Genomic DNA, 18308 nt, shown 5'->3' with positions numbered 1-18308 from the left:
GCGCAAAGTGCCGATGCCGCGTTCGCTGCTCGGGCGGATGTTGCTGCTGACGCTGCTCGCGGTGTTGTTCGCCCAGACGCTGTCCAGCGTGATCTGGGTTTCCCAATTGCGCGCGACTCAGCTCGAAGGCCTGGTCACCAGCGCCCGCAGCCTCGCCCATTCGATGACCGCCAGCGTCAGTTACTTCCGCTCGTTGCCGGTGGCCTATCGGCCGCTGGTGCTCGATCAATTGCGCAGTATGGGCGGCACGCGTTTTGTGGTGACGCTCAATGACAAACCGCTGGGCATGGAAGTGCTGCCCGTGACGCCGCGCAAGGCTGCGGTGTTGAAAGCGGTGGATGAAGTGCTGCGTCAGTCGCTGGGCCAGGACACCGACATCCTGGTGACCTTCGTCAGCCCCGATGACCTGCGGATCTTCAACGCCGGGTTGAAACTCGATGAGTTGCCGCGTTCGTGGGCGCATTACGCCTTGACCCTGGAACCGGTGAACCCGCCGGTGCTGGTGACCCAGATTCAGTTGGCACCGGGTGAATGGTTGTACATCGCCTCGCTGCTGCCCGAGCCCTACACCAGTCTTGAAGAACAGGGCCTGCCGACTCAGCAGGTGTGGTTCATCGTCTTCACCAGCGGTTTTCTGCTGTTGTTCATCGGCCTGCTGGTGCACTGGCAGAGCCGGCCGCTCAAGCGTCTGGCGCGGGCCGCGCGGGACTTGTCGCTGGGTGCCGACGTCGAGCCGGTAGCCGAGGGCGGTGGCAGTGAAGTGGTGGAAGTGGGCCGCGCTTTCAACACCATGCGCGAGCGGATCAGCCGTTACCTGACCGAGCGCAGTCAGTTGTTCAGCGCGATTTCCCATGACCTGCGTACACCGATCACCCGCCTGCGGCTGCGGGTGGAACTGCTGGAAGACGAAACGCTGCAAACCAAGTTCGGCCGCGATCTGGACGAGTTGGAGCTGCTGGTCAAAGGCGCGCTGCAATGCGTGAAGGACACCGACATCCACGAAAACATCGAGCCAGTGGATCTGAACCATGTGCTCGACTGCCTGGTGGAACCGTATCTGGCGCCCAACGGCAACGGTCGCGTGACCCAGCAGGGACGGGCACTGGCGGCGTATCCGGGCAAGCCGTTGGCGCTCAAGCGCTGCATCGGCAATTTGATCGACAACGCGTTGAAGTACGGGCAGAACGCGCATTTGCACATCGATGACGACGACAGCGCGTTTGTGCTGCATGTCGACGATGAAGGTCCGGGGGTGCCGGAGCAGCGGTTGGAGCAGGTGTTCGAGCCGCATTTTCGGTTGGCGGGGCAGCAGCAGGGTTACGGTCTCGGTTTGGGGATCGCCCGCAACATTGCCCATAGCCATGGAGGGGAGGTGACGTTGCAGAATTTGCGTGAGGGTGGGCTGCGCGTAACTCTGCAATTGCCGCGTTCGGCGGATTGATCTGAATGTCACCGGTCAGTGACAAAACCCGCCCCCTTCGTTACAAGCCCCTCCCGGCCCGTTGTTTAGACTGCCCGCAGTCATAACAACAAAAAAGGCCACCCATGGATCATTTCAATCCGGGCTTCAGCAGTTGGCTGAACGCCCCTGCCCACCAGCAATGGCTCGCCGACGAAGGCCTGCGCCTGCTGGCATTTGCCAAGGCTTCACGGTTGCCCGAAGGCTTCGGCAATCTCGATGAGCGCGGCCAGCTTCAGGCCGGCGCGCAAGCCGAAACCATGAACACCGCGCGCATGACCCACAGCTTCGCCATGGCCCACATTCAGGGTCTGCCGGGATTCGCCGAGCTGGTCGATCACGGCATTGCGGCCCTGCGCGGCCCGTTGCGCGACGCGCTGCACGGTGGCTGGTTTGCCGTCGCTGAACACCGTGACGGCAACACCGGCAAGAACGCTTATCTGCATGCTTTCGTCGCCCTGGCAGCGAGTTCTGCGGTGGTCGCGCAACGCCCCGGTGCGCAGGCATTGCTGGATGACGCCATCGACATCATCGACACGTATTTCTGGAGCGAAGAAGAGGGCGCCATGCGCGAATTCTTCAATCGCGACTGGCGCGAAGAAGAAGCCTATCGCGGCGCCAACAGCAACATGCACGCCACCGAAGCCTTCCTCGCTTTGGCCGATGTCACCCAAGACCCGCGCTGGCTGGTGCGTGCGCAACGTATCGTCGAACGGGTGATTCACGGTCACGCCGCCGCCAACGATTACCTGGTGATCGAGCATTTCGACCGCGACTGGCAGCCGCTGCGCGAATACAACCATGACAATCCCGCCGACGGTTTCCGTCCCTACGGCACCACGCCGGGCCATGGGTTCGAGTGGGCGCGGCTGTTGCTGCACCTCGAGGCCGCGCGGGTTCAGGCCGGCATGCTCACGCCCGGCTGGCTGGCCACCGACGCGCAAAAGCTGTTCGAACAAAACTGCCGCCATGGCTGGGACGTCGATGGCGCGCCGGGCATCGTCTACACCCTCGACTGGAACAATAAAGCGGTGGTGCGTCATCGCCTGCACTGGACTCACGCCGAGGCCAGCGCTGCCGCCAGTGCCTTGCTCAAACGCACCGGCGATGCGCAGTACGAAAGCTGGTATCGCCTGTTCTGGGAATTTTGCGAAACGTATTTCATGGATCGCTGCGAAGGCAGCTGGCACCACGAACTCGACCCGCAGAACCGCCCGAGTGCCGATATCTGGGCGGGCAAACCGGATCTGTACCACGCCTGGCAGGCCGTTCTGATTCCGCGTCTGCCGCTGGCGCCGAGCATGGCCAGTGCTCTGGCACACCTGTCCCGAAGCGTTCCTGTGTAACCATGTGGTGACATTCGCGCGTCCCTTCGTTACCTGCGAGGGGAAACGCTCTGTTTAAACTCGTGTGCAGCGCAAGCACCAGACTTGCATGCATAACAACAAGAAAGGTACATCTCAGATGAATGCGATTTCTCGCCTCGCTACTGTCATTTCTGTCGCCTCCCTGTTCCCGCTCGCTGTGCTGCCCCTGAGTGTTTCCGCTGCCGAATCCAAAGGTTCGGTGGAAGTCGTGCATTGGTGGACGTCCGGTGGCGAAAAAGCTGCCGTCGATGTGCTCAAGGCACAAGTCGAGAAAGACGGTTTCACCTGGAAAGACGGCGCTGTCGCCGGCGGTGGCGGTGCGACTGCCATGACCGTGCTGAAAAGCCGCGCGGTAGCCGGCAACCCTCCGGGCGTTGCCCAGATCAAAGGCCCGGACATCCAGGAATGGGCGTCGACCGGTCTGCTCGACACCGACGTCCTGAAAGACGTTTCCAAGTCCGAGAAGTGGGACAGCCTGCTCGACAAGAAAGTCTCCGACACCGTGAAGTTCGAAGGTGATTACGTGGCCGTACCGGTGAACATTCACCGCGTGAACTGGCTGTGGATCAACCCGGAAGTCTTCAAGAAAGCCGGTATCGAAAAAGCCCCGACCACCCTCGAAGAATTCTACGCCGCCGGCGACAAACTGAAGGCTGCGGGCTTCATCCCGCTGGCTCACGGCGGTCAGCCATGGCAGGACAGCACCGTGTTCGAAGCGGTCGTGCTGTCGGTGATGGGCGTTGATGGTTACAAGAAAGCCCTGGTCGACCTGGACAACGCTGCCCTGACCGGCCCGGAAATGGTCAAGGCCCTGACCGAGCTGAAGAAAGTCGCGACCTACATGGACCAGGACGGCAAAGGCCAGGACTGGAACCTGGAAGCGGCCAAGGTCATCAACGGCAAGGCCGGCATGCAGATCATGGGTGACTGGGCCAAGTCCGAATGGACCGCCGCCAAGAAAGTCGCCGGCAAGGACTACGAGTGCGTAGCGTTCCCGGGCACCGACAAGGCGTTCACCTACAACATCGACTCGCTGGCCGTGTTCAAGCAGAAGGACGCGGGCACCGCGGCCGGTCAGCAGGACATCGCCAAAGTCGTGCTGGGTGAAAACTTCCAGAAAGTCTTCAGCATCAACAAGGGCTCGATCCCGGTGCGTAACGACATGCTCGCCGACATGGGCAAGTACGGTTTCGACTCCTGCGCCCAGACCGCTGCCAAGGACTTCCTGGCAGACGCCAAGAACGGCGGCCTGCAACCGAGCATGGCGCACAACATGGCGACCACGCTGGCAGTGCAGGGCGCGTTCTTTGATGTCGTGACCAACTACATCAACGACCCGAAAGCCGACCCGGCCGACGCTGCCAAGAAACTCGGCACTGCCATCAAGGCTGCCAAGTAACACCAGCGTAGAGCAGCTGCAAGCTTCAGGTCGCGCATCGGCCTGAAGCCTGCAGTTTGCAGCGGTCCTTCATCTTCTTTACTGGATCTTCCCATGAGTTCTGTTGCTGTGTTCAGCAAGGCCTCGCCGTTCGACGCATTGCAGCGCTGGCTACCGAAACTGGTGCTGGCGCCGAGCATGTTCATCGTTCTGGTGGGCTTCTATGGCTATATCCTCTGGACGTTTGTCCTGTCGTTCACCACGTCGACCTTCCTGCCGAACTACAAGTGGGCAGGCCTGGCGCAATACGAGCGCCTGTTCGACAACGATCGCTGGTGGGTGGCGAGCAAGAACCTGGCCGTGTTCGGCGGCATGTTCATCGGCATCACCCTCGTAATCGGCGTGACACTGGCGATTTTCCTCGACCAGAAAATCCGTCGAGAAGGCTTTATCCGCACCATTTACCTGTACCCGATGGCGCTCTCGATGATCGTGACCGGTACGGCGTGGAAATGGCTGCTCAACCCGGGCATGGGCCTGGACAAATTGCTTCGGGACTGGGGCTGGGAAGGCTTCCGTCTCGACTGGCTGATCGACCCGGATCGCGTGGTGTATTGCCTGGTGATCGCGGCGGTCTGGCAAGCTTCGGGCTTCATCATGGCGATGTTCCTCGCCGGTTTGCGTGGCGTCGATCAATCGATCATCCGTGCCGCCCAGATCGACGGCGCGAGCATGCCGCGCATTTACTGGAAAGTGGTGCTACCAAGCCTGCGTCCGGTGTTCTTCAGTGCGGTGATGATCCTGGCGCACATCGCGATCAAGAGCTTCGACCTGGTGGCGGCCATGACGGCCGGCGGCCCGGGTTACTCCTCCGATTTGCCGGCGATGTTCATGTACTCGTTCACCTTCAGCCGTGGACAGATGGGCATGGGCTCGGCCAGTGCAATCCTGATGCTCGGTGCGATCCTCGCGATCATCGTGCCTTACCTGTACTCCGAGCTGAGGACCAAGCGTCATGACTAGTCTCGCCTCCAAACCGGCCATCAGCCTGAGTCGCATCGCGATCTACGCGGTGCTGATCCTTGCGGTTCTGCTGTACCTGGTACCGCTGGTGGTCATGCTGCTGACCAGCTTCAAGACCCCGGAAGACATCTCCACCGGCAACCTGCTGAGCTGGCCGACCGTGGTCAGCGGCATCGGCTGGGTGAAAGCCTGGGCCACCGTTGACGGCTACTTCTGGAACTCGATCAAGATCACCGTTCCGGCCGTGATCATCTCCACCGCCATCGGTGCGTTGAACGGTTATGTGCTGTCGTTCTGGCGCTTCCGCGGTTCGCAGTTGTTCTTCGGTCTGCTGCTGTTCGGCTGCTTCCTGCCGTTCCAGACCGTGCTGCTGCCGGCGTCGTTCACCCTCGGCAAGATGGGCCTGGCGAGCACCACCACCGGCCTGGTGTTCATCCATGTGGTCTACGGTCTGGCGTTCACCACGCTGTTTTTCCGTAACTACTACGTGAGCATTCCAGATGCGTTGATCAAGGCGGCGCGTCTCGATGGCGCGGGGTTCTTCACGATCTTCCGCCAGATCATCCTGCCGATGTCCACCCCGATCATCATGGTCTGCCTGATCTGGCAGTTCACCCAGATCTGGAACGACTTCCTGTTCGGCGTGGTGTTCTCCAGCGGTGATTCGCAACCGATCACGGTGGCGCTGAACAACCTGGTCAACACCAGCACCGGGGCCAAGGAATACAACGTGGATATGGCGGCGGCGATGATCGCCGGCCTGCCGACCCTGCTGGTCTATGTGGTCGCAGGCAAGTATTTCGTGCGCGGGCTGACGGCCGGCGCAGTCAAGGGGTAATCATGGCTACGCTCGAACTTCGCAATGTAAACAAGACCTACGGTACCGGACTGCCGGACACCCTGAAGAACATCGAACTGTCGATCAAGGACGGTGAGTTCCTGATCCTCGTCGGGCCCTCGGGCTGCGGCAAGTCGACCCTGATGAACTGCATCGCCGGTCTGGAAACCATCACTGGCGGCGCGATCATGATCGGTGACCAGGACGTCAGCGGCATGAGCCCGAAAGATCGCGACATCGCCATGGTGTTCCAGTCCTACGCGCTGTACCCGACCATGAGCGTGCGCGAGAACATCGAGTTCGGTCTGAAGATCCGCAAGATGAGCCAGTCGGCGATCGACGAAGAAGTCGCCCGCGTGGCCAAGCTGCTGCAGATCGAGCACCTGCTCAATCGCAAGCCGGGCCAGCTCTCTGGCGGCCAGCAACAGCGCGTGGCGATGGGCCGTGCCCTGGCGCGTCGGCCGAAGATTTATCTGTTCGACGAACCGCTGTCCAACCTCGACGCCAAACTGCGTGTCGAGATGCGCACCGAAATGAAACTGATGCACCAGCGCCTGAAAACCACCACGGTCTACGTGACCCACGACCAGATCGAAGCGATGACCCTGGGCGACAAAGTGGCGGTGATGAAGGACGGGATCATCCAGCAGTTCGGTACGCCGAAAGAGATCTACAACGACCCGGCCAACCTGTTCGTCGCGAGCTTCATCGGTTCGCCGCCGATGAACTTCATCCCGCTGCGCCTGCAACGCAAGGACGGCCGTCTGGTGGCGCTGCTCGACAGCGGCCAGGCCCGTTGCGAATTGCCGATGGCGATGCAGGACGCCGGTCTCGAAGACCGCGAAGTGATCCTCGGCCTGCGCCCGGAGCAGATCGCGCTGGCCTACGGCGAGGGCAACGGCCTGCCGAGCATCAAGGCGGAAGTGCAGGTCACCGAGCCGACCGGTCCGGACACCCTGGTGTTCGTCAACCTCAACGACACCAAGGTCTGCTGCCGTCTGGCGCCGGACGTGGCGCCGCAGGTGGGCGAAACCCTGACCCTGCAATTCGATCCGTCGAAAGTGCTGCTGTTCGACGCCAAGTCCGGTGAGCGCCTGGGGGTTGCAGGCCTGCCGAAAACCGAGTCGCACAGCGCCAACGTGGCCCAGTTCAAGGGTCGCTGATCTACAAATGCGGGAGCGGGCTCGCCCGTTTCCGCAGGGAGCACGCGGTGCGTGGCCTGTCGCGCGCCGCATCAGATGTAAACCGCGTTAGATAAGAAGAACAGTTAATAACAATAAAACGAGGATGTAGGGATGAAGAAGAACAACAACGCTCAGCGTATCGGTCAGTTGTCGGCGATTGCGGCAATGATGCTGGCCGGTAGCGTCCACGCGGCTGACGCGTTCAGCTCCGATTCGGAGTGGATGACCGGGGACTGGGGTGGCGAACGTACCAAGCTGATCGAGCAGGGTATCGACATCAAGATGGACTACGTCGGTGAAGTGGGCGGCAACCTTCACGGCGGTTTCAACGACGACAAGACTGCGCGTTACGCCGACCAGTTCGGTCTGGGCGTGGCGCTGGATCTGCAAAAACTGTGGGGCTGGGACAACACTCAGGCCAAGATCCAGTTCACCAACCGTAACGGCTACAACATTTCCAACGACCGTGTTGGCGATCCGCGTGCCGGCACCCTGAGCTCCTCGCAGGAAGTCTACGGTCGTGGCCACATGGTGCGTCTGACCCAGTTGTGGATCAAACACCAGTTCTTCGACAACAAGCTCGACATCAAGGCCGGTTACTTCGGCGAAGGCGAAGACTTCAACACCTTCCCGTGCGAGTTCCAGAACCTGGCGTTCTGCGGTTCGCAAGTGGGTAACTGGGCGACCAACATCTGGTACAACTGGCCGGTCAGCCAGGCGGCCATTCGCGTCAAGTACAACATCAACGACGAGCTCTACGCGCAGATCGGTGCGTACAACCAGAACCCGTCGCAACTGGAACACGGCAACGGCTTCAAGCTGAGCGGCAGCGGTACCAAAGGCACCGTGTTGCCAGTGGAGCTGGTCTGGTTGCCTAACCCGAACGGCCTGCCGGGCGAATACCGTGTCGGTTACTACAAAAGCACGGCCGATGCCGACGACGTTCGCGAAGACGTCAACGGTTTTGACGCGGCAACCACCGGTGACGCCTACCGCACCCACAGCAGCAAGCACGGTTACTGGTTCGTTGCGCAGCAGCAACTCACCAGCCACAACGGTGACAAGAGCCGTGGTCTGAACATTGCCGCCAACGCCACGTTCCACGACAAGGACACCAACTTCATCGACAACTACCAGTCCGTGATGTTTGTGTACAAAGGCCCGTTCGACGCACGTCCGAAAGATGACGTCGGTATCGGTGCGGCACGTATTCACGTCAACAATGACGTGAAGAAAAACGCCGAGCTGCTCAACGTCGCCAACGGTGTTTCGGACTATGACAATCCGGTGTTCTCGCCGATTCGTGAAACCGAATACAACTACGAGATCAACTACGGCTTCCACGTGACCAACTGGCTGACCGTACGCCCGAACCTGCAATACATCACTCATCCGGGCGGTGTGGATGAAGTGGATAACGCTTTGGTCGCTGGCCTGAAAATTCAGTCTACGTTCTAACGCGTCTGCGATAAGCTCCTCTCTATGTGCGCATATTTGCGGACAGCCCAGGCTGTCCGCTTTTTTTTGGAAAGGGGTGTCGCAGCCCATGAAAGTTGAATCTGGAACCGTGGCCCATGCATGAGCATCCGCTGCAACGCTTCTTCAAATCCCTGCGCGAACGACCGGTGTTCGCCTGGGAGCGCTATCAGATGCGCGATGTGCTGGTGATCGATCATCCGCTGTGCCAGGCGGTGTTCAGTCGTCAGGGGGCGCAATTGCTGCACTTTCAGCCGCGGGGGCAGAAACCGTGGTTGTGGTGCGCGGCGAAATGGCCGCATGTCGGCGCGATTCGCGGCGGCGTGCCGGTGTGCTGGCCGTGGTATGGCCGTCACCCGAGCGAAAACGCGTGGCCGTCCCATGGCTGGGCGCGCCTGCTGGACTGGAAACTGCTCGACAGCAGCACCGGCGATGACGGCGTGCGCCTGCATTGGCAATTGCAGTTGTGCGACTGGCAGGTGGACCTGCACGCGCACCTCGGTGAACGCATGGAATTGCGCCTGAGCACCGAGCATCAGGACGACATGCCGTGCCAGTTGAGCCAGGCTTTGCACGCTTACTGGCGTATTGGCGACGTGAGTGAGATAGCGCTGTCTGGGCTCGAAGGGGCGCAGGGTTACGACCAGTTGAACCGTGAGATTTGCCAGCAGGAAGGCGAGTTGCGGGTCGATGGTGGCTGTCAGCGCGTGTTCCAGCACGACGGCGAATTGCAGCTCAAGGATCACGCCTGGCAGCGCGAGTTGTGCATCGATACCGGTGACAGCGCGGACACCGTGGTGTGGCATCCGGGTGCGCGGCCGTTACTGGGCGTGAGCTGGGATGAGATTTCGGAATTTGTCTGTGTTGAAGCGGCGGCGGGCGGGACTGACAGCCTGCATCTGGCGCCGGGGGAGAAGGCGCATTTGAGTTTGCAGGCGTGGGCTGCGGCCTAGATTTGCGGTGAGTTGGCTGACGCCTTCGCGAGCAAGCCCGCTCCCACAGGTGACTGTATTCCATCTGGAGAAATACAGTCGAATGTGGTAGCGGGCTTGCTCGCGAAGAGGCCGGACAATACAGCCCAAAATTCGGATCAGTTGAACTCGTCACCCACCGGATACCGGCTAGCATTCAAGCTCTCTTTGATCTTGCGCAAATGCGGCTGGAAATCCACTCCGCGACGCAATGTCATCCCCGTCGCCAGTACATCCAGCACGGTCAACTGAATGATCCGCGAAGTCATCGGCATATAGATGTCGGTGTCTTCCGGCAGCGGAATATTCAGGCTCAGCGTACTGGCCTTGGCCAGCGGCGAATTCTCTGCCGTCAGGCCCAGCACCGAAGCGCCGTTCTCGCGGGCGATGCGCGCCACTTCCACCAGTTCGCGGGTGCGGCCCGTGTAGGAAATGATCACGAACAGCTCGCCGGTGTGCGCCACCGAAGCAATCATCCGTTGCATCAGCACATCGGCGTGGGCGGTGACCGCGAGGTTGAAACGGAAGAACTTGTGCTGCGCATCCAAAGCCACCGGAGCCGAAGCACCCAAGCCGAAGAAGTGGATTTGCCGGGCCTGGATCAACAGGTCGACGGCGCGGCTGATCAGGTTCGGGTCCAGCGCCTGGCAAGCGCTGTCCAAGGATGCGATCGCACTGCCGAAAATCTTCTGCGTGTAAGCCTCGGGATTGTCGTCAGCTTCCACTGCGCGGCTGACATACGCCGCGCCGCTGGCCAGGCTCTGGGCCAGTTGCAGCTTGAGTTCGGGGTAGCCGCTGACGCCGAATGAACGGCAGAAACGGTTGACCGTCGGTTCACTGACCGACGCCGCCTGGGCGAGGGCGGCGATGCTGAAGCGGGTGGCCTGCTGTGGGTTGAGCAGGATCACTTCGGCGACTTTGCGTTCGGCCTTGTTCAGCTCTTCAAGGCGACTCTGGATCTGTTCCAGTAAATTTCGCACGCGGTCCATAAGAATTCCTAGATTCACCGGCGCCGATAAGCGCGCGGCTATGCAAATTGGGCCTTTGATGTGGCCCGTGACGGTGGCCTATCCTACTGATGGCTCCGATCGACCACCACTCGGAATCTGTATTTTGCGAAAATGTTGTGGTTATTACTACATTTTCCCTTGAGTGATGCCTTGAAAAAAGGTATTTGTAGCTTAACTTGATAAAAGAACAAACATCATGCCTTCGATTACGGTTGAACCGTGCACCTTCGCCTTGTTCGGCGCCTTGGGCGATCTGGCCCTGCGCAAGCTGTTTCCTGCCCTTTATCACCTTGATGGCGCCGGCCTGCTGCACGAGGACACGCGCATTATCGCACTGGCCCGTGAGGCGGGCACCGAGCAGCAGCACCTGGCGTTCATCGCCGCCGAGCTGCGTCGTTACGTGGGCAAGGAACTGGACGAGGCCGTGGCCGAGCGCTTTCTGGCGCGTCTGACCTACCTGCACGTCGACTTCCTCAAGGCTGAAGATTATGTGGCGCTGGCCGAACTGGCCGGCAGCACGCAACGCATGATTGCCTACTTCGCCACCCCGGCGGCGGTGTACGGCGCGATCTGCGAGAACCTGGCGAACGTCGGTCTGGCGGAAAACACCCGCGTGGTGCTGGAAAAGCCGATCGGCTCGGATCTCGAATCCTCGCGCAAGGTCAACGACGCCGTGGCGCAGTTCTTCCCGGAGAACCGCACCTACCGCATCGACCATTACCTGGGCAAAGAAACCGTTCAGAACCTGATCGCCCTGCGTTTCGCCAACAGCCTGTTCGAAACCCAGTGGAACCAGAACTACATCTCCCACGTGGAAATCACCGTGGCCGAGAAAGTCGGTATCGAAGGCCGCTGGGGTTACTTCGACAAGGCCGGTCAGCTGCGGGACATGATCCAGAACCACCTGCTGCAACTGCTCTGCCTGATCGCCATGGACCCGCCGGCCGACCTGTCTGCTGACAGCATCCGCGACGAGAAGGTCAAGGTGCTCAAGGCCCTGGCGCCGATCAGCCCGGAAGGCCTGACCACGCAAGTGGTGCGCGGCCAGTACATCGCCGGGCACAGCGAAGGCAAGTCCGTGCCAGGCTACCTCGAAGAGCCGAATTCCAACGCCCAGAGCGACACCGAAACCTTCGTTGCCCTGCGTGCCGACATCCGCAACTGGCGCTGGGCCGGCGTGCCGTTCTACCTGCGTACCGGCAAGCGCATGCCGCAGAAACTGTCGCAGATCGTCATCCACTTCAAGGAACCGTCTCACTACATCTTCGCCCCCGAGCAGCGCCTGCAGATCAGCAACAAACTGATCATCCGCCTGCAACCGGACGAAGGCATTTCCTTGCGCGTGATGACCAAGGAGCAAGGCCTGGACAAGGGCATGCAACTGCGCAGCGGCCCGCTGCAACTGAATTTTTCCGACACCTGGCGCAGCGCTCGGATCCCCGATGCCTACGAACGGTTGTTGCTGGAAGTGATGAACGGCAATCAGAACCTGTTTGTCCGTAAAGATGAAATCGAAGCCGCGTGGAAATGGTGTGACCAGCTGATCGCCGGGTGGAAAAAATCCGGTGACGCGCCCAAGCCGTATGCGGCCGGGTCGTGGGGGCCGATGAGCTCCATTGCATTGATCACGCGGGACGGGAGGTCGTGGTATGGCGATATCTGATGTGAAACTGCCCGAGGGCGTGAATGCCCGCGAATTCAAGAGCCCGGTGCTGCTCGCCGAAGGCCTGGCGCTGAATGTCGCCAAGCAATTGAGCGAAGCGCTGGCGGCACGTGGCAATGCGGTGCTGGTGGTGTCCGGCGGTCGTAGCCCGGTGGCGTTTTTCCAGCACCTGGCCAAGCAGGAACTGGACTGGTCGAAGGTCGTCGTGACCCTGGCCGACGAGCGCTGGGTACCGGTCGAACACGCCGACAGCAACGCCGGTCTGCTCAAGCAATATCTGCTCAAGGGCCCGGCGGCCAAGGCGCAGTTCCTCAGCCTTTACAGCGCGGCGGCCAACGTCGAGCAGGCTGCGGAGCAGGCCGATCGTTTGCTCGCCGAGTTGCCGCCCATCGACGTGCTGGTGCTGGGCATGGGCGATGACGGTCACACCGCGTCGCTGTTCCCGGACAGCCCGAACCTGGCCGAAGCCCTGCAAGCCGACGGCACCCGTCGCTGCTGGCCGATGCTGGCGCCCAGCGTGCCGCGTCAGCGCCTGACCATGAGCCGCGCACTGCTGGCCTCGGCCCGGCACAAGATTCTGTCGATTTCCGGTCAGTCGAAACTGACCACCCTGAATGCCGCACTGGCATCCAACGACGTCGCCGCCATGCCGGTTCGCGCGTTTCTGCAACCTACGTTAGAGATTTACTGGTGCCCATGAGCCAAGGAACAGCCGCTATGACAACCCCATCCCCGACCGTTTCCATGGCGGACAAAGTTGCCCTGATCGACAGCCTCTGCGCCAAGGCGCGGATCCTGCCGGTGATCACCATCGCCCGCGAACAGGACGTGCTGCCGCTGGCCGACGCACTGGCCGCCGGTGGTCTGACCGCGCTGGAAGTGACCCTGCGTTCGCAGTTCGGCCTCAAGGCGATCCAGATCCTGCGCGAACAGCGCCCGGAGCTGGTGACCGGTGCTGGCACCGTGCTCGACCGCAACATGCTGGCTGCGGCCGAAGCCGCCGGTTCGCAATTCATCGTCACTCCGGGCATCACCCGTGACCTGCTGGAAGCCAGCGTCGAAAGCCCGATCCCGCTGCTGCCGGGCATCAGCAATGCCTCCGGCATCATGGAAGGCTATGGCCTGGGTTATCGCCGCTTCAAGCTGTTCCCGGCTGAAGTCAGCGGTGGCGTGGCGGCAATCAAGGCCCTTGGCGGCCCGTTCGGCGAAGTGAAATTCTGCCCGACTGGCGGCGTCGGCCCGGCCAACATCAAGAGCTACATGGCGCTGAAAAACGTCATGTGCGTGGGCGGCAGCTGGATGCTCGATCCCGAGTGGATCAAGAACGGCGACTGGGCCCGCATTCAGGAATGCACTGCCGAGGCGTTGGCGCTGCTGGACTGATCCTCACCTTACACTTCGTTGTGTGTTCTACGGCTTTACGGTGCGCTTGGTCGGTGCACCGTTTTTTTTGCCAGCAAAAAACTTCGTTATCTGGAGATACATAGTTACCGCACCTCCCTTTGCGTGGGGCGTTAACCTGCGTTCATCTTAAGGAAGAGAGAACGCGTCATGGATAACCAGCCTTCAGCTCCATCGGTTTATCAACTGGCCCCCGAGCAAGTCGCCGGGCCTTATTTTCGCAATCCCAAACTGCTGCGCCGCAATATCAGCGAAGGTGCCGAAGGCCTGCCGCTGCTGCTGCGCCTGACCATCGTCGATGCCATGACCGCCGAGCCGGTCAGCGGTGCCCTGGTGGATATCTGGCACTGCAACGCACGTGGCGCGTATTCCGGCTGGAGCCGGATCAATCCGGACGTGGAAGTCGACGTCGAGGACATCGGCTCGATCCCGCGAACCGACGACGACACCTACCTGCGCGGCGGCCAGTTCAGCGACCACAAGGGCAGGGTGCGCTTCACCACGATCTATCCGGGTTTCTACGCCGGGCGTGCTCTGCATGTTCACGTGGCGGTGCGCATCGTCGCCGGCAACGAATACCTGGAGGAGCGCAATGTGGCCTGGGTCGGGCAGCTGTATTTTCCGGAGGTTGTTTCTCGCGGCGTGCTCAATGCCAAGGCCTATCGCGGGCGCAGTTCGCTGCCGGTGTGCAACGCCGACGATGCCTACTACGCCAACATGGGCGGAGAAGAGTCGACCCTGACGGTGTGGCCGATCGGCCGCGACTCTCACGAGGACGGTTACTTCGGCCACCTCACGATCGGCATCGACACCTTTGCGGTGTCGTCGCAGATCAAGCCCGAGGACTTCGACAAGTACACGGTTTAACGCAGTTCGTTCAGCGCCAGAATCAGCGACTGAATTTCCGCCGCCGTCGTGGTCAGCGACGGCGTGATGCGGATGCACGGCCCGCAGGCAGCACCGTTGCGCACGACAGTGAACAGGTTGTAGTCGTTGAGCAGGCGTTCGACCATCGCCTGCTGGTCGGCATGCCGGGTAAAGCGCATCGAGGTGATGCCGCAATACAGACGCGGATCGTCCGGGGTCATGACTTCGATGCCCGGCAGGTTACGCACGGCGCTGGCCCACAGGTTGCGCAGGTAATTCACCCGCGCGCCTTTGGCGGCGGCTCCGCCGAGTGAGCGGTGTTCCTCGAACACCAACGGCAGGGTCATCAGTGCTGGAATGTTCGGCGTGCTGTAGGGCGTGCGTGAGCGGATATCGCCAGTCGAAAAATGCATCTCGCCCATGTCCGGGTCGATGTCGGCGAGACGCTGCGGAGCTATATAGAGAAAACCGAGTGTCAGTGGCGAGCCAATCCACTTGTGCAGGTTGTACCCGGCGAAGGAGATGCCCAGCGCTTCCAGGTCGAACTCGATCTGGCCGAGGGCATGGGCGCCATCAAGGATGATATCGACGCCGTGCTCGTTGGCCAGCGCGGCGATGGCCTGCACTGGCATCACCAGCCCGGTGCGGTGGGTGACGTGGGTCAGGGCCATCAGCTTGAGCTTCGGATAGCGGATGAAGGTTTCGCGGTACGTGGCCAGCAGGCTGTCGAAGGTGGCGGGGTGGGCGTGCTCGATCTCGATCACCTCGACCCCGCGATGCTTTGCCAGCCAGCGCATGGCGCCCTTGACCGTGTCGTACTCCAGATCGCAGATCAGCACCTGATCGCCAGGCTGCAGGCGGTTGTAGTTGCGGATCAGCGATTGCAGGCCGGCAGTGGCGTTGTGAGTGAAGGCCACGCTTTGCGCGCGGACGCCGATCAGCTCGGCCAGTTGCGCGCGGATGTCGAGGCTGTCGTGCTGTTCGAAACGCTGGCGCACGTAAATCGAGTTGCTGTTGTTGATCAGCTCGATGTTGCGCTGGTGCTCCTCGACCACGGTGCGCGACATGCGCCCGAAGTAACCGTTCTCCAGATTCACGGGGCCGGGGTGGCGGTCGTAACGGTCGGCGAAGGTTTGCCAGAAGGCTTCGTCTCTGGCGCGGCGGGTGTTATCGGGCATGGTCGACTCGACTCGGATCAGGGTGACGCCTCAGTGGCGCGGGGCAGGCTTGCCATGTTTGGCGCGCAGCGGTTCGAGCAGTTCCGACAGGCCGTTGTGATCGATTTCCTGCATCAGGGCCAACAGTCCGCCCAGTTCGCCATGGGGAAATCCTTCCCGGGCGAACCAGTTCAGGTACGGGCCCGGCAGGTCGGCAATGATCCGGCCCTTGTACTTGCCGAAAGGCATTTCGCGGGTGATCAGCAGTTCGAGCTTTTCAGGGTTCATCGTTGGAATCGTCTGGCTTTGAAAACACTTCGGAAAATACAGGCATTCTGCATGCAGGCCAAATGACAGATCATGCAAATAACAGGCATACAGATTCTCGTTGTATTTGTAAGTTATTGAAAATCAAAGATTAAATTCTTTGCTGGAAGCTGGCACGACCACTGCAACACTCCTTGCATCTTTCACCCACGCAAGGAATTGAAAAATGACTGACATGAATAAAGAAGCCATCTCCGTCCTCAACGACCTGATCGAAACCAGCAAGGACGGTCAGGAAGGGTTCAAGACCTGCGCTGAAGACATCAAGCATCCAGAGCTGAAAACCCTGTTCGTGAAACGCTCCGCCGATTGCGCAACCGCTGCGGCCGAGCTGCAAGCTGCCGTGCGTTCGATGGGTGGCGATCCGGAAACCTCGACCAGTGTCAGCGGTGATCTGCACCGTCGTTGGGTCGACGTCAAAGCGATGTTCACCGGCAAGGACGAAGAAGCGGTGCTCAACGAAGCCGAGCGCGGTGAAGACCACGCCCTGAAGGCTTATCGTGAAGCGATCGAGAAGATCAACAAGCACAATCTGGTCGGCATCCGTGATCTGGTCGAACGCCAGTACCACGGCGTGCAACGCAATCACGATCAGGTGAAGGCGCTGCGTAACCAGGCTCGCGCACGCTCGTAAGCGTTCGAAGCCCACAAAAAACGCCAGCTGGTCTGGCGTTTTTTTGTGTCCGGATTTAACCGAGGACGATCAGCCGATGCTGATGGCCGGCAACGTCGGCAGGGTAACGGTCTGTTGCTTGCGCGGCGCCAAAATCTCGGCCTCGCCGTCCACCACCAGCTCATCGCGCTGGTTGAATACGCGAGTGGCGATGCGCACGCGGAATTTCGGCAGTTTCTCGAGGATTTCCAGGCGCACGGTCAGGGTGTCGCCGATCTTCACCGGCTTCTGGAAACTCATCTGCTGGCCGATATAAATAGTGCCCGGCCCAGGCAGCTCGCAGGCTACTGCGGCACTGATCAGCGCGCCGCTGAACATGCCGTGGGCGATGCGTTCCTTGAACATGCTGGCGGCGGCGAACTCGGCGTCCAGGTGCACCGGGTTGTGGTCGCCGGACATCGCGGCGAACAGCTGAATGTCGCGTTCTTCGACGGTCTTGCTGTAGCTCGCGGTCTGGCCCACTTCGAGGGCTTCGTAAGGGATGTTGGTAACCTGGGTCATGGGTCTGAATTCCTGTGACGGATGAAATGAATCCACAAAAAAATTATTCGCTGCGGTGCGGCCGGCGATGGCTCAGGGCCTGGTCGATCCAGGCCAGCACATCGGCGGTCACTTCGTCGCGGTTGCTCTCATTGAACAATTCGTGCCGCGCCTGCGGGTAGATCTTCAGTTGCAGGTTCTGGCTGCCGGCCGCGCGCAAGGCGTTGGCCAGATCAGTCAGACGCTTGCCTTCGCTCACCGGATCACATTCGCCGCCGATCACCAGCAGCGGCAGGCCCGGATCGATCTGGGCGAGATTGGACGCTTTGCTGATTTGCTGCAACCCGCCGAGCAGGTCGATCCACAGTTGATTGGTGCAGCGAAAGCCGCACAGCGGATCGGTGGCGTACTTGTCGACCTCGGCCGGGTCGCGACTCAGCCAGTCAAACGCGGTGCGCGCCGGTTTGAATTTATTGTTGAACGAGCCGAACGACAGCCACTCGATCAGCGCGCTGCGGCCCTTGGCGCCCTGGCGCAGCTTTTCAAACCGGGCGATCTGCCGGGCCGCTCGGTACAGCGCAACCGGCTGGAAATTCGAGCCGCTGAGAATCGCGCCGTGCAGGCTGGCGCTGTGATGCAGTAAATAAGCCTGGGCAATGTAGCTGCCCATGCTGTGCCCGAGCAGCACGATCGGCACCTCCGGATGACGCTGGCCGAGGAACTGGTTGAGGCTCGCGATATCTCCAACCACCTTGCACCAGCCATCATCATCGGCGAAATGCCCCAGCGTCCCATGATCGGCAGTTTTGCCATGGCCGCGCTGATCGAGCGCGTACACACCGTAGCCTTCGGCGCAGAACGCCTCTGCCAGCCGTGCGTAGCGGGCGCTGTGTTCTGCCATGCCGTGGGCCAGCAGAATCACCGCCTTCAGCGGCGCGTTCGGCAGCCACAGGTTGACGAAGAGACGGCTGCGGTCACTCGCGTCCAGCCAGAGTGTGTCGTGGATCATGGCGATTCCTTTTGCGGCCTGTTTT

At 60.9% G+C, this 18308-nt stretch carries 18 protein-coding genes; 13 read left to right on the top strand and 5 right to left on the bottom strand.

Annotated features, from left to right (window positions below; all coding sequences use genetic code 11):
• The first annotated feature begins 13 nt into the window (after positions 1-13).
• From LOY31_RS22475 to LOY31_RS22440, 8 genes are all read left to right on the top strand, one after another.
• Complete coding sequence (locus tag LOY31_RS22475) at positions 14-1441, top strand: ATP-binding protein (protein ID WP_207986257.1); 1428 nt, start codon at positions 14-16, stop codon at positions 1439-1441.
• Between the two features lie 104 nt (positions 1442-1545).
• Positions 1546-2805, top strand: a complete 1260-nt coding sequence (locus LOY31_RS22470; protein ID WP_258712232.1) for an AGE family epimerase/isomerase — start codon at positions 1546-1548, stop codon at positions 2803-2805.
• A 118-nt stretch (positions 2806-2923) separates the two neighbouring features.
• Positions 2924-4225, top strand: coding sequence for an ABC transporter substrate-binding protein (locus tag LOY31_RS22465; protein ID WP_007951167.1), 1302 nt, complete (start codon positions 2924-2926; stop codon positions 4223-4225).
• A 93-nt stretch (positions 4226-4318) separates the two neighbouring features.
• On the top strand, positions 4319-5227 hold the full coding sequence (locus LOY31_RS22460) for a carbohydrate ABC transporter permease (protein WP_007951166.1): 909 nt from the start codon (positions 4319-4321) through the stop codon (positions 5225-5227).
• Complete coding sequence (locus tag LOY31_RS22455; RefSeq protein ID WP_007951164.1) at positions 5220-6065, top strand: carbohydrate ABC transporter permease; 846 nt, start codon at positions 5220-5222, stop codon at positions 6063-6065. Before LOY31_RS22460 ends, LOY31_RS22455 begins: the two co-directional genes overlap by 8 nt.
• 2 nt (positions 6066-6067) lie before the next feature.
• A complete protein-coding gene (locus tag LOY31_RS22450) occupies positions 6068-7228 on the top strand; it encodes an ABC transporter ATP-binding protein (protein WP_085606573.1) in 1161 nt (386 codons plus the stop codon).
• 132 nt (positions 7229-7360) lie between these two features.
• Complete coding sequence (locus tag LOY31_RS22445; RefSeq protein ID WP_085606570.1) at positions 7361-8707, top strand: carbohydrate porin; 1347 nt, start codon at positions 7361-7363, stop codon at positions 8705-8707.
• A 116-nt stretch (positions 8708-8823) separates the two neighbouring features.
• Positions 8824-9678: a D-hexose-6-phosphate mutarotase gene (locus LOY31_RS22440; RefSeq protein ID WP_007951160.1), complete on the top strand. Its 855-nt coding sequence runs from the start codon at positions 8824-8826 to the stop codon at positions 9676-9678.
• 137 nt (positions 9679-9815) lie between these two features.
• Here the strand turns inward: LOY31_RS22440 and LOY31_RS22435 are convergent, their stop codons facing one another.
• Positions 9816-10676 (bottom strand): MurR/RpiR family transcriptional regulator, encoded by an 861-nt coding sequence (locus LOY31_RS22435; protein ID WP_169842436.1) that lies wholly within the window; start codon positions 10674-10676, stop codon positions 9816-9818.
• Positions 10677-10902: 226 nt separating this feature from the next.
• Here LOY31_RS22435 and zwf point away from each other — a divergent pair, with 226 nt between their 5' ends.
• From zwf to LOY31_RS22415, 4 genes are all read left to right on the top strand, one after another.
• A complete protein-coding gene (zwf, locus tag LOY31_RS22430) occupies positions 10903-12369 on the top strand; it encodes a glucose-6-phosphate dehydrogenase (protein ID WP_011335604.1) in 1467 nt (488 codons plus the stop codon).
• Positions 12356-13069 carry a 6-phosphogluconolactonase gene (pgl, locus tag LOY31_RS22425; RefSeq protein ID WP_085606568.1) on the top strand — a complete coding sequence of 238 codons (714 nt, stop codon included), beginning with the start codon at positions 12356-12358 and terminating at the stop codon, positions 13067-13069. Before zwf ends, pgl begins: the two co-directional genes overlap by 14 nt.
• A 17-nt stretch (positions 13070-13086) precedes the next feature.
• Positions 13087-13752 carry a bifunctional 4-hydroxy-2-oxoglutarate aldolase/2-dehydro-3-deoxy-phosphogluconate aldolase gene (locus LOY31_RS22420; RefSeq protein WP_011335602.1) on the top strand — a complete coding sequence of 222 codons (666 nt, stop codon included), beginning with the start codon at positions 13087-13089 and terminating at the stop codon, positions 13750-13752.
• Positions 13753-13920: 168 nt separating this feature from the next.
• Positions 13921-14637 (top strand): intradiol ring-cleavage dioxygenase, encoded by a 717-nt coding sequence (locus tag LOY31_RS22415; protein ID WP_085606566.1) that lies wholly within the window; start codon positions 13921-13923, stop codon positions 14635-14637.
• On the opposite strand, the gene LOY31_RS22410 is transcribed toward LOY31_RS22415, so the two are convergent.
• Entirely contained in the window at positions 14634-15815 is a 1182-nt protein-coding gene (locus LOY31_RS22410; RefSeq protein WP_258712231.1) for an aminotransferase class V-fold PLP-dependent enzyme, read from the bottom strand. The genes LOY31_RS22415 and LOY31_RS22410 overlap by 4 nt on opposite strands.
• A gap of 30 nt (positions 15816-15845) precedes the next feature.
• Entirely contained in the window at positions 15846-16082 is a 237-nt protein-coding gene (locus tag LOY31_RS22405; protein WP_003213031.1) for a DUF3820 family protein, read from the bottom strand.
• 205 nt (positions 16083-16287) lie between these two features.
• On the opposite strand from LOY31_RS22405, the gene LOY31_RS22400 reads away from it, so the two are divergent.
• Positions 16288-16755, top strand: coding sequence for a PA2169 family four-helix-bundle protein (locus tag LOY31_RS22400; protein ID WP_007951153.1), 468 nt, complete (start codon positions 16288-16290; stop codon positions 16753-16755).
• Between the two features lie 69 nt (positions 16756-16824).
• Here LOY31_RS22400 and LOY31_RS22395 read toward each other — a convergent pair whose 3' ends face one another.
• The gene (locus tag LOY31_RS22395; RefSeq protein ID WP_003227420.1) at positions 16825-17295 is read right to left on the bottom strand and encodes a MaoC family dehydratase; all 471 of its coding nucleotides are present in this window, start codon (positions 17293-17295) and stop codon (positions 16825-16827) included.
• A 43-nt stretch (positions 17296-17338) separates the two neighbouring features.
• Positions 17339-18283 (bottom strand): alpha/beta hydrolase, encoded by a 945-nt coding sequence (locus tag LOY31_RS22390; protein WP_258712230.1) that lies wholly within the window; start codon positions 18281-18283, stop codon positions 17339-17341.
• Positions 18284-18308 lie beyond the last annotated feature (25 nt).

The sequence above is a fragment of the Pseudomonas sp. B21-021 genome (assembly GCF_024749205.1).
GTDB classification, from domain to species: domain Bacteria; phylum Pseudomonadota; class Gammaproteobacteria; order Pseudomonadales; family Pseudomonadaceae; genus Aquipseudomonas; species Aquipseudomonas paraglycinae.
This window is presented reverse-complemented; position numbering and strand designations above follow the sequence as displayed.

Excerpts from the sequence above, each read along its gene's own strand:
- LOY31_RS22475 (WP_207986257.1), top strand. The coding sequence starts at position 14 with ATGCCGCGTTCGCTGCTCGGGCGGATGTTGCTGCTGACGCTGCTCGCG.
- LOY31_RS22470 (WP_258712232.1), top strand. The coding sequence starts at position 1,546 with ATGGATCATTTCAATCCGGGCTTCAGCAGTTGGCTGAACGCCCCTGCC.
- LOY31_RS22465 (WP_007951167.1), top strand. The coding sequence starts at position 2,924 with ATGAATGCGATTTCTCGCCTCGCTACTGTCATTTCTGTCGCCTCCCTG.
- LOY31_RS22460 (WP_007951166.1), top strand. The coding sequence starts at position 4,319 with ATGAGTTCTGTTGCTGTGTTCAGCAAGGCCTCGCCGTTCGACGCATTG.
- LOY31_RS22455 (WP_007951164.1), top strand. The coding sequence starts at position 5,220 with ATGACTAGTCTCGCCTCCAAACCGGCCATCAGCCTGAGTCGCATCGCG.
- LOY31_RS22450 (WP_085606573.1), top strand. The coding sequence starts at position 6,068 with ATGGCTACGCTCGAACTTCGCAATGTAAACAAGACCTACGGTACCGGA.
- LOY31_RS22445 (WP_085606570.1), top strand. The coding sequence starts at position 7,361 with ATGAAGAAGAACAACAACGCTCAGCGTATCGGTCAGTTGTCGGCGATT.
- LOY31_RS22440 (WP_007951160.1), top strand. The coding sequence starts at position 8,824 with ATGCATGAGCATCCGCTGCAACGCTTCTTCAAATCCCTGCGCGAACGA.
- zwf (WP_011335604.1), top strand. The coding sequence starts at position 10,903 with ATGCCTTCGATTACGGTTGAACCGTGCACCTTCGCCTTGTTCGGCGCC.
- pgl (WP_085606568.1), top strand. The coding sequence starts at position 12,356 with ATGGCGATATCTGATGTGAAACTGCCCGAGGGCGTGAATGCCCGCGAA.
- LOY31_RS22420 (WP_011335602.1), top strand. The coding sequence starts at position 13,087 with ATGACAACCCCATCCCCGACCGTTTCCATGGCGGACAAAGTTGCCCTG.
- LOY31_RS22415 (WP_085606566.1), top strand. The coding sequence starts at position 13,921 with ATGGATAACCAGCCTTCAGCTCCATCGGTTTATCAACTGGCCCCCGAG.
- LOY31_RS22410 (WP_258712231.1), bottom strand. The coding sequence starts at position 15,815 with ATGCCCGATAACACCCGCCGCGCCAGAGACGAAGCCTTCTGGCAAACC.
- LOY31_RS22405 (WP_003213031.1), bottom strand. The coding sequence starts at position 16,082 with ATGAACCCTGAAAAGCTCGAACTGCTGATCACCCGCGAAATGCCTTTC.
- LOY31_RS22400 (WP_007951153.1), top strand. The coding sequence starts at position 16,288 with ATGACTGACATGAATAAAGAAGCCATCTCCGTCCTCAACGACCTGATC.
- LOY31_RS22395 (WP_003227420.1), bottom strand. The coding sequence starts at position 17,295 with ATGACCCAGGTTACCAACATCCCTTACGAAGCCCTCGAAGTGGGCCAG.
- LOY31_RS22390 (WP_258712230.1), bottom strand. The coding sequence starts at position 18,283 with ATGATCCACGACACACTCTGGCTGGACGCGAGTGACCGCAGCCGTCTC.